This is a genomic window from Paraplanobispora takensis (assembly GCF_016863195.1).
GTDB lineage: Bacteria > Actinomycetota > Actinomycetes > Streptosporangiales > Streptosporangiaceae > Planobispora > Planobispora takensis.
In genome coordinates this window covers 272,248-284,086 of record NZ_BOOK01000010.1, presented here as the reverse complement: position 1 = coordinate 284,086, position 11,839 = coordinate 272,248, and the positions used below count along the sequence as shown (strand labels likewise).

At 73.4% G+C, this 11,839-nt stretch carries 10 protein-coding genes; 6 read left to right on the top strand and 4 right to left on the bottom strand.

What is annotated here, in order from left to right; translation table 11 throughout:
- Window positions 1–48: 48 nt before the first annotated feature.
- On the top strand, window positions 49–621 hold the full coding sequence (locus tag Pta02_RS08815; protein WP_203874191.1) for a uridine kinase family protein: 573 nt from the start codon (window positions 49–51) through the stop codon (window positions 619–621).
- Window positions 622–645: 24 nt separating this feature from the next.
- Here Pta02_RS08815 and Pta02_RS08810 read toward each other — a convergent pair whose 3' ends face one another.
- Window positions 646–1,152 carry an anthrone oxygenase family protein gene (locus Pta02_RS08810; RefSeq protein WP_203874190.1) on the bottom strand — a complete coding sequence of 169 codons (507 nt, stop codon included), beginning with the start codon at window positions 1,150–1,152 and terminating at the stop codon, window positions 646–648.
- A gap of 139 nt (window positions 1,153–1,291) precedes the next feature.
- A complete protein-coding gene (locus Pta02_RS08805; protein WP_203874189.1) occupies window positions 1,292–3,385 on the bottom strand; it encodes a hypothetical protein in 2,094 nt (697 codons plus the stop codon).
- A 360-nt stretch (window positions 3,386–3,745) separates the two neighbouring features.
- Here Pta02_RS08805 and Pta02_RS08800 point away from each other — a divergent pair, with 360 nt between their 5' ends.
- The 4 genes from Pta02_RS08800 to Pta02_RS08785 all read left to right on the top strand — a co-directional run bounded on the left by Pta02_RS08800 (window position 3,746) and on the right by Pta02_RS08785 (window position 7,030).
- Window positions 3,746–4,462 (top strand): B3/B4 domain-containing protein, encoded by a 717-nt coding sequence (locus tag Pta02_RS08800; protein ID WP_239129949.1) that lies wholly within the window; start codon window positions 3,746–3,748, stop codon window positions 4,460–4,462.
- Between the two features lie 100 nt (window positions 4,463–4,562).
- Window positions 4,563–4,955 carry a GntR family transcriptional regulator gene (locus Pta02_RS08795; RefSeq protein WP_203874188.1) on the top strand — a complete coding sequence of 131 codons (393 nt, stop codon included), beginning with the start codon at window positions 4,563–4,565 and terminating at the stop codon, window positions 4,953–4,955.
- Entirely contained in the window at window positions 4,952–5,950 is a 999-nt protein-coding gene (locus tag Pta02_RS08790) for an ABC transporter ATP-binding protein (protein WP_275423566.1), read from the top strand. Before Pta02_RS08795 ends, Pta02_RS08790 begins: the two co-directional genes overlap by 4 nt.
- Before the next feature lie 111 nt (window positions 5,951–6,061).
- Window positions 6,062–7,030 (top strand): ABC-2 membrane transporter-related protein, encoded by a 969-nt coding sequence (locus Pta02_RS08785; RefSeq protein WP_203874187.1) that lies wholly within the window; start codon window positions 6,062–6,064, stop codon window positions 7,028–7,030.
- Between the two features lie 22 nt (window positions 7,031–7,052).
- Here Pta02_RS08785 and Pta02_RS08780 read toward each other — a convergent pair whose 3' ends face one another.
- A complete protein-coding gene (locus Pta02_RS08780; RefSeq protein ID WP_203874186.1) occupies window positions 7,053–8,885 on the bottom strand; it encodes a hydantoinase B/oxoprolinase family protein in 1,833 nt (610 codons plus the stop codon).
- Entirely contained in the window at window positions 8,875–10,953 is a 2,079-nt protein-coding gene (locus Pta02_RS08775; RefSeq protein WP_203874185.1) for a hydantoinase/oxoprolinase family protein, read from the bottom strand. The genes Pta02_RS08780 and Pta02_RS08775 overlap by 11 nt, the downstream gene beginning before the upstream one ends.
- A 198-nt stretch (window positions 10,954–11,151) precedes the next feature.
- Between Pta02_RS08775 and Pta02_RS08770 the strand changes: the two genes are divergently transcribed.
- Window positions 11,152–11,817, top strand: coding sequence for an AIM24 family protein (locus Pta02_RS08770; protein WP_239129944.1), 666 nt, complete (start codon window positions 11,152–11,154; stop codon window positions 11,815–11,817).
- Window positions 11,818–11,839: the final 22 nt, after the last annotated feature.

Here is an 11,839-nt window from a genome sequence, read left to right as displayed (position 1 = left end):
GCCGTGCCGCGCCGGATGACACGCCGTGCCGGATGCCATGCTGGAGACGTGGCGGACGTGATCTCCTTTCCGGACCTGGCCGCGGCGGTCCGGGCGCTGCCGCCCTCGTGCGGGCCGGTGCGGGTCGTCGCGGTGGACGGGCCGGCCGGGTCGGGCAAGACCACCTTCGCCGGGCGGCTCGCCAGCGCGCTGGGCTGCCGGGTGGTCCACGGCGACGACTTCCCCGTGCCGTGGGACGAGCCGCCGCAGGCGTGGTTCGAGCAGGTGGAGGACCGGGTGCTCGGCCCGCTGTCGGCGGGCGCGCCGGGCGGCTACCGGCGCTACGACTGGAAGCGCGGCGCCTTCGCCGAGTGGGTGGAGGTGCCGGTCGCGCCGGTTCTGGTGCTGGAGGGGGTGAGTACGGCCCGGCGCGGCGCCCCGACGGCCTTCGCCGTGTGGGTGGAGGCGCCCAGGCGGCTGCGGCTGGCCCGGGTCCTGGCCAGGGACGGCGCGGCGCTCGAACCGCGGTGGCACGCCTGGATGCGCGCCGAGGACGAGTGGTTCGCCGCCGACGAGACCCGCTCCCGCGCCGGCCTCCTGGTGGACGGGGCCGCGGTCCCGGGCGAGTTCGCCGTGCTCTGACGGCCCGGTTCCCACCGGCGGGGGTCACCCCATCGCGCCGCCGTACAGCACCAGCGCCCAGGCCAGGCAGGCGAGCGCGGCTGTGGAGAGCAGCGTGCGCACGAGGTTCCAGCGGACCCAGCGGGCCTCGAAGGCGGCGCGCACCGCCGCGTGGTCGGCGATGGCCGCCGGGTCACCGGCCGCGTCGAGGGCGTTGTTGAGCGGTACGTTGATCGCGGCGGTGATCACGAAGGTCACGCCGTACAGGACGAACCCGGCCGCGGTCCAGGGGAGCGCGGGCCGCCCGCCCCCTCCCAGGAGCTGGAGCACCCCGGCCAGCAGGGTCAGCACCGGCGCGCCCCCGAAGCTCAGGGCGAACCAGCCGTTGAGGATCCTCCGGTTGATCCGCTGCATCACCTCGACGAAGGTCCGGTCGTCCGTCTCGGACAGCCCCGGCATGACCGAGACGGAGAAGGTGTAGAACAGCCCCGCCGCGAGCCCCATGGCCACGGTGGCCGCGACCAGCGTGATCGTCTGGAACAACTCAAGCATCGTCTCTCCGCCTCCGGATCCTCGCGGGCGCCGCCGGTTCCCGGCCGTTTCCCGGTGATCCGAGTCAAGTGGGCCGGGGCGGGAAAGGCCATGCGCGAGGCTCTCGACCAGATCTTCGGGCGTCCAGCGCCCGCCGGCCTCAGGGTGCGGGGTCGGCGACGCAGGGGGCGTCGCCGCAGACGTTCACGACCAGGCCGTGCCGCAGGAAGTACGCCTTCTGCGTGCGGGCCTCGGGGTCGTGGCGCGGATCCTCGTGGGAGTCGCGGCCGTACTCCGGGCCGAGCGGCGGGGTGTTGGTCGTGGGCGGCGGGGGGGTGCCGCTGTCCCACACGACGATCGCCGAACCGGGGTAGGGCCAGTCCGGCAGCGGCCGGATGCCCCAGAAGGGCGTCACGTCGGGGCTGCGTCCCGCGGCCAGGGCGGGCCGGTGGATGCGGGCCCCGACCGTGCGGGCCTCCACCTCGGCGGTCACCGTGGAGACCTGGTGGTCGCCGAAGGCGACGTGCAGCAGCACCCGGTGGCGGGGCGAGCCGGGCAGCGGGTCGCCGGTCATGTGCTCGGCGTACCCGTTCGCCTCGGCGCGGTCCCAGAGCATCTGCAGCAGCGCGAAGCAGACCTGCTGGGTCAGCTTGTCGGGATAGCTCTGGTCCATGAGCTGCTGGAACGGCTGGAAGTCGACGCTGCGGTTGAGCAGCGTGCTGTAGTTCATGCCCGGCACGCCCAGTACGGCGTTGCGGACGTCGGGTGAGACGGCGACCAGCGCGCCGCCGGCGATGCCGCCCTGGCTGTTGCCGTCGAAGGCAAGGCCTGCCCGCCGGTCGAGCAGCGGCCTGCCCCGGTCGTCCCTGAAGGCCTCGTGGCTCGTCAGGCCGTCCTTCTCGATCATGGCGCGGCCGAGGAAGACGAAGTTGAGCAGACTCTGCTGGAGCCGGTCGGTGACGGTGCCGAAGCGGGAGAAGTCACTGAAGACGCTCACGACGTTCTGCACGTCCTCGTCGGACATGCCGATCCACTTGGTGGCGCAGAAGACGAAGTTGTGCTCCCCGGCCATCGCGCGGACGTTGCCGGCCCGGACCTCGGTGTGCCGGCCCAGCAGGCCGTGGCCGTACAGGGAGGGGTGGGCCGGCCGGGTGAAGGCCGAGCGCGGGATCTCGCACTGGTACTGGGCCCTGACCACGTCGCCGAGCGGCCGGGGCAGCCCGTCGGGTCCCCGGTTGAGGTTCGAGCCGGGCGGGCCGCCGGGCCGGTCGAGGTAGTTGGGGACCTCGATCTCGCCGGTGACCTCGCGAGCTACGTTCGGGTCCTGCTCGGGGGTGAAGTCCGTGACGCCGGTGACCGTGAACTCCGGCGAGTGCCCGCGCAGGCCGCGCAGCGCCTGGTCGCGCATGCTCAGCACCGGCCCGGCGATGCCCCGCTCGCCGGCGACGGTGAACTCCCAGGCGAGGTGGAGGCCCCGGGTGTCCACTCCGGCCCGGGACAGGTCGCCGAGGGTACGGCGCAGCGCGCGCTGGCGGTCGGCGAGCGGGTCGCCCGCCGGGAGCCGCTCGCCCAGGAGCCGGGCGAAGGTCTCGGAGGCGGCGATCTCCTGCCCGTCGGCGTCCTTCAGCCGCCGCAGGGCGACGGCGTAGCGGTGGCCCTGCCTGAAGTTCTTCGCCGGCCTGACGATCAGCGCCCTGCGGTCCGGGTCGGCGGCGTTCGCGTCGAGCTCGGCCCAGTACGGCCAGCGCTCCCCCGTCCGGGTGTCGACGATCACGATCGGGGCGTCGCGGCGCAGCGACCAGCCGATGTCGGTGACGGGCGCGGCCCCGGTCTCGGCGAGGTCGACGCCGGGCACGTGGGCCAGGAGCATCGAGCCCGGGGAGAATCCGTCGGCGGCGTTCCACTGTTGCGGGTCGATCGGCTTGCCGGCCGCGTTCTTCGGCATCGCCCCGGCCGCGAAGTCCACCCGCAGGCCGGTCGCGGTGCGCGCGGAAACGGTGAACCAGTCGTTGGGGAAGGGCAGCAGGCACTCGGTCCCGGCGATCGGGTCGCACCCGGCCACCGCGGGCGCGGCGGAGGCCGCCGGGGCGGGATCGGCCGCGACGGGAGCCGTGGGATCCGCCGCGGTGGCGCTGCCGGCCGCGGCCTCGGACAGGGCGGCCGTGACGGGAGCCGTGGGGTCGGCCCAGACGGGCGGGGCGACCGCCGAGGTGACGGCCAGCGTGAGACTCGCCACGATCACGCGCAGACGCATGCGTCTCCTCCTCGGACCTCCCCCGACGAAGATTCCCACAGCAGACCGCAGAACCCGGCGTTCGTCAATAAAGCATGCGGAATCGTGTTCTGAGCAGTGCTGTTCCGTGTTCTCCCCAGCCCCGTGGAGTCCTCGTGGAGTCCTCGTGGCCGGTCCGCATTGGACCCGCCGGGGGCGCCGTCATTGGACCTGTCGGCCGGGCCGGAGGGACGGCAGGGTGGACGGCGTGAGCATCGCGCTCCGGTGACCGCGCTCCGGCGGCCACCCCGCCGGTCGTCGCGTCCTCCGCCGGCCGCGCTCGTCGACCGCGCTCGTCGGCCGCGCCGACCGGCCGTGCTCACCGACCGGCAGACCCCATTCGTGACAGAGGATCCCGCCATGTACTTCCAGCACTCCGACGCCCTCTGGTCGGACCACCCCGGACTCGTCGCCGGCGCCGTCTTCGCCACGGGGATCACCCCGGCCGTCTCCGCCGGCGCCCGGGTCGCGGAGTTCTCCGCGGTCGCCGGGTCGCGGCTCGCGGCGGGCCCGGAGGCCGAGTTCCCCGAGATCCGGGCGTGGCGGCGCGCCTTCTCGGCGATGGGGCTCAAGCCCACCCAGTACCGGTGCGCCGCCGAGTCGCTGCTGCGGCGTTTCAGGAAGGAGCACGCCCTTGCGCGGCTCCACCCGCTCATCGACCTGTGCAACGCGATCTCGCTCGCGTACGCGATCCCGGTGGCCGTCTTCGACGTCGACCGGGTCGACGGGGGCCTCGAGGTACGGCACGCCGCCGGCGACGAGAGCTACCTGACCTTCTCCGGCGAGACGGAGAACCCCGAGCCGGGTGAGGTGATCTTCGCCGACGCCGCCGGGCGGGCCCACGCCCGGCGCTGGACGAACCGGCAGAGCGGCCACTCGGCCGTACGCGACACCACGGGCACCGTCCTGATCGTCGCCGAGGCGATGCACGAGGCAGCGGCCTCGGACGTCCCGAAGCTCGTCAGCGTGATCGCCGGTGAACTGAACGCCCTCTGGGCGGCCGTCCCGCAGACCGCGACGCTGAGCCGCTCCGCGCCGCGCTTCGAGTTCCCGGCGTAGGCCGTGGACCCGGCATAGCCCGGCGCCGGGCCACCGGGGCTTGACTTTCCGGGGGATCATCCTTCACCCTTTCACTACTTAATTAGTGAAAGGGTGAAGGGTGATCGAATTCCGCCTCGACCGAGGCTCGGGAGTGGCGACCTACCTCCAGCTCGTCCACCAGGTCAGGCACGCGCTCCGGCTCGGCACGCTGCGCCCCGGCGACCGGCTGCCGACCGCCAAGGAAGTCGTGTCCCGGCTCGCGATCAACCCGAACACCGTGCTGAAGGCCTATCGGGAACTGGAGCGCGAAGGTCTGGTCACCGGCCGGCCGGGGCTGGGCACGTTCGTGGAGCGGTCGCTCGGCCGGACTCCGCCGGGCGAGCGGGCGCGGCTGCACGGGGAACTGGTCCGGTGGCTGCGCGGCGCCCGGCTGACCGGCCTGGACGAGGAGGACCTGCGGGCGCTGTTCGCCTCGGCCCTGGCGGAGGCCTCTCAGGAGGAGATCGCATGATGTCCCTCTTCCGGTCCGGCCCGCCCTCCGGCGAGGAGGACGACGCGCCGTTCCCGGCGGGAACGGGACTCCCGGCCGAACACGATCCGCACGACCCGTGGCCGGGGCGCCGGGCCCCCGCGCTGGAGACGACCGGTCTCGGCAGGCGCTACCGCGGGGCCTGGGCGCTGCGTGACTGCTCGCTGGCCGTACCCGCCGGACGGGTGGCGGCGGTGGTCGGGCCGAACGGGGCGGGCAAGACGACCCTGCTGCGCACGGCCGTGGGGCTGCTCGCACCGACCACCGGCCAGGTGCGGGTCTTCGGCCGCCCCGCCGGGGAGAGCCCGGCCGGGATCGCGTTCCTGGCCCAGGGCAAGCCCCTCTACCCCGGCTTCCGGGTCCGGGAGATGCTGAGGTTCGGGCGCGGGCTCAACCCCCGGTGGGACGAGGAGGCCGCCCGGCGGCGGCTGGCCGGGCTGGGCATCCCGCTGGAGCGCAGGGTCGGCTCACTCTCCGGAGGCCAGCGGACCCAGGTGGCGCTGACCCTCGCGCTGGCCAAGCAGCCCGACCTGCTGGTGCTCGACGAGCCCCTGGCCGACCTCGATCCGCTGGCCCGCCACGACGTGATGCGCAGCCTGATGGAGGCGGTGGCCGAGACCGGCCTGAGCGTGCTGCTCTCCTCGCATGTGGTCTCCGAACTGGAGGGCGCCTGCGACTGGCTGCTGGTGGTCAACGGGGGCCGGGTCCAGGTCAGCGGCGACATCGACGATCTCCTGACCGGGCACCGTGTGCTGACCGGCCCCGCCGAGGCGGCGGACGCGCTGGCCGCCCGGCTGCCGGTGATCTCACGGGAGGAGACGGGACGGCAGGCGACCCTGCTGGTCAGAGCCGCCGCATCCCCGCCCGACCCGCGCTGGAGCTCCCGCCCGGCGCCGCTGGAGGAGATCGTCCTGGCCTACCTGCGGTCCCCCGGCCTGTCCTCCCTGCCCCGCCCGTCCCTGACCCCGGCCCGCTGACCCCGGTGTCTGTCGGCCCCGGTGTCTGTCCATCCGCAACCCCGTCCCTCGGCCCCGGCCTCCGGCCCGCCCGGCGGCCGGGGCCCCGTCTCCTGTGAAAGGACCCTTCCCGTGCTCTGGCTCACCTGGCGGCAGCACCGCGCGCAGATCCTGGTGACCGGCGGGCTGCTGCTCGCCCTGGGCCTGCTGCTGCTCGTCTCCGGCCTGCGGGCGGGCGCCTACGCCGCCGAGCACGCCCCGCCCGGCTGCCCGGGTCCCGCCGCCGCCTGCCTGGAGGTGAACACGGCGCTCTACGAGGACTTCTACAACCCGGTCTATCTGGTCTTCGGCCTGCTGCCCTTCCTCGGCTCGGGCCTGATCGGCGCGTTCTGGGGCGCCCCGGTGCTGGCCGCGGAGTTCGAGCGCGGCACCGCCACGCTGGCCTGGACCCAGTCGGTCTCCGTCGGGCGCTGGCTGGCGGTCAAGCTCGCCGTACTCGGCGCCGTGGTCGTGACCGCGGCGCTGGCCCTGTCGGCGATGATCGGCCTGTGGCTGACCGTGTTCAGGGACGCGCTCGGCGACCGGAGGTTCCACGACGGCGTGTTCTCCATGGTCGGGGTCGTCCCGGCCGCGTGGTGGCTGTTCGCGTTCATGCTGGGCGCCGCCGCCGGGACCTTCTTCCGCCGGACCCTCGCCGCCATGGCGGTGACCGTCGCGGTGATCGCCCTGACCGTCCCGGTGGTCTTCTTCTCCCGCGACGCCTACGCCGAGCCGGACAGGACCGTCACCGCCGAGTGGTCGGCGCTGTTCAACGGCGACGGCAAGGTGGTCGGCCAGGCGTGGGTCGACCCCGCCGGCCGCGAGAGGCCGGACCGGCCCTCCGGCGTCTGCCCGCCGCCCTCCGGCGTGCCCGCGCAGTCGGAACGCGCCCAGACGCTCGTGGAGGAATGCCTGATCGGCAAGGGCTACCGGATGGCCGTCTACCACCATCCGCCCTCCCGCTTCTGGCGCTTCCAGTGGACCGAGACCGGCATCCTCCTCACCGCCGCCCTGGTGCTCGGCGGCCTGACCGCCGTGCGCACCCTCCGCCGCCGGAGCTGAAGCCCACCGGCCCGGCGGGCGGTCAGACGATGTCCACCTCCGCGTGCGGCAGGCCGCCCGACAGGGACGGGAACCCGGGACCGCGGTCGAAGAACGGGCGTTCTTCGGGCAGGAGGGCACGCAGCTCGGCGCGGCGGAGCTCGGTGGCCTCGGCGTCCACCCGCAGGTCGTCGCGCGGGCCGTACAGCACGACCCCGTAGTCGTCGCGCGCGCCCTCCGCCGACACCTTGCCGTCGCGCACGTCGGCGGCCACCGCCTCCGGCGCGCGATCCAGCGGGTCGCCCCATCCGCCGCCGCCGGTGGTGCGCACCCGGATCACCTCGCCCGCGCGGACCGGGGAGTCGTCGACCAGGCCCTCCATCTCCCGGCCCTCGATCTCGACGGTGAACGGCCGCCCGGCCCGGCCGCCGTTCACTCCCCAGCACGACAGGATCGAGCGGTCGGCGATGGACATGAACGAGGCGTCGCGGAGCATCCGGATGTGCTTGTCGTAGCCGAGACCGCCCCGGTACAGGCCCGGCCCGCCGGAGTCGGCGGCCAGGCCCAGGCGCTCGACCCGGAACGGCCAGCGGGACTCGGCGAACTCGACGGGGATGTTGCGCGAGTCGGGCACGACGTGGATCGTGTCCTCCCCGTCGGCGTACCAGCGCCCGCCGGAACCGCCGCCCAGGACCTCCCGCATCAGGTACGGCGCGCCCTCGGCGTCCTCGCCGTAGACGCCGGTGTAGCGGATCGTCTCCTGGTCGGCGGGCATCCGGCCGCCGGTCGCCTTGGCCAGCACCCCGGCCAGCACGCCCAGCAGCCGCAGGATGACGAACGTGCGGGCGTTGGTCGGCGCCGGGAAGATCGGGGTGAGCAGCGTGCCCTTGCCCGGGAAGCGCATCTCGATCAGCGGGACGACGCCCTCGTTGACGTCGAGCTCGGCCATGCGCTCGGGGGTGTCGGCGAGGTTGCGCAGGATCGGGGCGAGCCACTTCTTCAGGAACACCCCGCCCGCGTAGTCGCCCGCGTGGTTGATCGGCCCCTTGGCCTGCGGCGAGGTTCCGGTGAAGTCGACGACCAGCGGGACCTCGGCGGAGTGGTCGACGGTCAGGGTGATGCGCTGGGTGTGCAGGCGGGGCTCGTCCACGCCGTCGTGCTCGGCGTAGTCCTCCCACACGTGCGTGCCCTCGGGGATCTTGGCCAGCAGCTCCCGGCGGAACGTGTCGGTGGTCTTGGAGATGATCGCATCGAAGCACGCCTCCACCGCCGCGCGCCCGTACCGGTCGAACAGCTCGCCCAGCCGCCGCGCGCCCATCAGGCAGGCCGAGCACTCGGCGTCCAGGTCACCGGCCAGCGAGTCGGGCATCCGGGAGTTCCGCGTCATGATCGTCAACGCGGCGCGGTTGGGCGTCCCCCGGTCCCAGAGCTTGATCGGCGGGACCATCAGCCCCTCCTCGAACACGCTGCGCGCGTGCGAGGGCATCGAGCCGGGGACCGCCCCGCCGATGTCGTCGTGGTGCCCGAACGCCTGCACGAACGCGACCACCGCGCCGTCGTGGAAGACCGGGACCGTGACGCACAGGTCCGGCAGGTGGCCGATGCCGCCCTCGGACAGATAGACGTCGTTGTGGAAGAACACGTCGCCGGGGTTCATCTCCTCGATCGGGAAGTCCCGGACGATCGGCTGGACCAGCGCCGAGTAGGACCGGCCGGTCAGCTTGCGCAGCCGTACGTCGTGGATGCCCGCCCGGAAGTCGTGCGCGTCGCGGATCATCGGCGAGCGGGCCGTGCGCGCGATGGCGGTCTCGACCTCCTTCTCCACCGACGCGAGCGTCCCCTCGACGATCTCCACCAGCACCGGGTCAGCGGTCATCGCGGCGCACCTCCAGATTGCCGAACTCGTCCATGGTCGCCGTGAAGCCCGGGTGGACCGGGAGGGTGGAGCCGTACTCCTCGATGACCGCGGGCCCGCGGACCACCGCGCCGGGGCCGAGATCGGCGCGGCGGTGGATGGGGGCCGGGGCCCACTCGTCGTAGAAGACCTCGCGGGTCCGCGCCGGTCCGGGGTCGGCCGTCCCGTACGGCCTGCGCCGGATCGCCGGGCGGGTGATCGGGCCGATCCCGGAGACGCGGAGGTTGACCCACTCGACGCCGTGCCGGGGGTCGTCGCGGTAGCCGTACCCGTAGAGCTTGTCGTGCTCGCGGTGGAAGCGGTCCAGCACCTCATCGCGCCAGGCCTCGTCCAGCGGCCCGGCCGGGGCGGGGACGCGCACCTCGTAGGCCTGGCCGTAGTAGCGCAGGTCCGCGCTGCGGGCGAAGACGTGGTCGGTGAAGCCCTCGCGGTCGAGGGCGTCGGCCGCCTGTGACTCCAGCTCGCCGAAGATCTCGGCGGCGGCGGCGAGGGACAGGTCGCGGGTGACGAAGGTGCGCACGTAGTCGTTCTTGACGTCCACGGTGAGCAGGCCGAACGCCGAGACGTTTCCCGGGTCGGGTGGGACGAGCACCGCGGGCAGGCCCAGGATGTCGATCAGGCGGCAGACCAGCAGCGGTCCCGAGCCCCCGAAGGCCACCATCGGGAAGTCGCGCACGTCCAGGCCGCGCTTCACGGTGATCTGGCGGATGGCGTTGGACTGGTTGAACGCGCTGATCTCCAGGATGCCGGTGGCGGTGCGCTCGGGGGTCAGTCCCAGCTTGCCCGCCAGCGCCTCGACGCCCTGCCGGGCGGCGTCGGCGTCGAGCGGGATCTCCCCGCCGAGCAGGTGCGGCGGGACCCGGCCGAGGAAGACGTGCGCGTCGGTGACGGTGACCTCGGTGCCGCCCCGGCCGTAGCAGAGCGGTCCCGGGTCGGCCCCGGCGGACTTCGGCCCGACCTTGAGCGTGCCCTCCGGCGAGACCCACGCGACGGAACCGCCGCCCGCGCCGACGGTCACGATGTCGATCATCGGGATCTTGCAGGGATAGCGGCCGATGCCGCCCTCGGTGGTCAGTGAGGGCTCGCCGTCGACGACCACCGCGACGTCGGTGGAGGTGCCGCCGCCGTCCAGGGTGATCACCGAAGGGTGCCCGGCGGTGGAGGCGATCAGCGCGGCGCCGAGCGCGCCCGCGGCCGGGCCGGACAGCACGGTGGTGATCGGCTGGTGCACGACCTCGGCCGCCGACAGCACGCCGCCGTTGCTCTTCATCACCGAGAACGGCATGCCGAGGCGCTCGGAGAGGTTGGCGATGTAGCGGCGCATGGTCGGCTTGACCGCCGCGTCCACCAGCGTGGTCACCGACCGCTCGTACTCCCGGTACTCGCGCAGCACGTCGCCGGAGATCGAGACGACCGCCCCGGGATGCTCGCGCGCCAGCACCTCGCGCATGCGCAGCTCGTGGTCCGGGTTGGCGTAGGAGTGCAGGAAGCACACCCCGATCGCGGTGATCCCCCGCTCGCGGAACCAGCGGGCGACCTCGACCGCCTGCGCCTCGTCGAACGGCCTGACCTCGGCGCCGGTGTGGTCCATCCGCCCGCCGACCGTCCTGACCCGGTGCACCGGGACGATGCGGGGCGGCTTGACCCAGAAGTAGGAGTTGCCGTAGCCGTCGGGCACGCTCTGCCGGGCGATCTCCAGGATGAACTCGAAGCCCTCGGTGGTGACGAAGCCGAGGTCGGCGACGCGGTCCTCCAGGAGCTGGTTGGTGGCGACCGTGGTGCCGTGCACCACCGCCGACACCCTGACACCGGACGGGACGCCGGACGGGACGCCGGAGGTGATGCCGGACGGCGCGGTCTCCGGGCCGTCCGCGCCGAGGACCTTCGCGATGCCCGCCATGAAGCCGTCGGCCGGGTTGGCGGGGGTCGAGGGGGTCTTGGTGGTGGTGATCTCACCGGTCTGCTCGTCCACCGCGACCACGTCGGTGAACGTGCCTCCGGTGTCGACGCCGATACGGACGCTGCGCATGACCCCGTGTCTACCCAGTCGCGCCGATCGGGCAAATCGGCGGACTCTGCCGAAGCTCGCCTTGATCCTTGGCAACCTCGGCGATCCCCGGCGATCTCCGGCGGCGCCTTGAGGAACTCCCGTCCCGCCGCGCGCGTCTTTGATGGTGCGACGTCCCGCATGGTGCGACGTCCCCACCGACCCCGAAAGGCAGCCTCCGTGCTCAGCTCGTTCTTCGGAAACCTGGACCAGGGCCAGGCTCCCGGCCACTTCGCCCAGCAGAACAACAAGATGCTGCGGGTCCAGCTCAACGGGGAGGTGCTCGCCCGGCAGGGGTCGATGGTCGCGTTCCAGGGCCAGATGGACTTCGACTACGAGGGCTCCGGCGGGATGGGCCGGTTCCTGAAGAAGATGGTCACCGGCGAGGGCACGCCGCTGATGCGCGTGCGCGGCCAGGGCATGCTCTTCCTCGCCGACAAGGCCCAGGACGTGCACCTGTTCTATCTGCAGAACGAGGCACTCACCGTCAACGGGAGCAACCTGCTGGCCTTCGACCCGCAGCTCACCTGGGACATCCAGCGGGTGCAGGGCGCCGGTGTCGCCGCCGGCGGCCTGTTCAACACCACGATCACCGGCACCGGCTGGGTGGCGGTCACCGCGTACGGCGCGCCGGTGCTGCTGGACACCTCCCAGGCGCCGACCTTCGCCGACGGCCAGTCCGCGGTGTGCTGGAGCGCCGGGCTGCAGGTGGGCGTCAACCGCACCTTCAAGGCGGGCGCGCTCATCGGCCGCGGGAGCGGCGAGGCCGTACAGCTCGCCTTCCGGGGCCAGGGCTTCGTCCTGGTCCAGGCCAGCGAGGGCCCGATCGTCCCGCAGACGGCCTGACCGTCCCGGCCGGGCTCTCGGA

What these genes read in the sequence shown, in the direction of transcription:
- Pta02_RS08810 (WP_203874190.1), bottom strand. Translation starts at nt 1,152, where the DNA reads ATGCTTGAGTTGTTCCAGACGATCACGCTGGTCGCGGCCACCGTGGCC.
- Pta02_RS08805 (WP_203874189.1), bottom strand. Translation starts at nt 3,385, where the DNA reads ATGCGTCTGCGCGTGATCGTGGCGAGTCTCACGCTGGCCGTCACCTCG.
- Pta02_RS08790 (WP_275423566.1), top strand. Translation starts at nt 4,952, where the DNA reads ATGATGTCCCTCTTCCGGTCCGGCCCGCCCTCCGGCGAGGAGGACGAC.
- Pta02_RS08780 (WP_203874186.1), bottom strand. Translation starts at nt 8,885, where the DNA reads ATGACCGCTGACCCGGTGCTGGTGGAGATCGTCGAGGGGACGCTCGCG.
- Pta02_RS08775 (WP_203874185.1), bottom strand. Translation starts at nt 10,953, where the DNA reads ATGCGCAGCGTCCGTATCGGCGTCGACACCGGAGGCACGTTCACCGAC.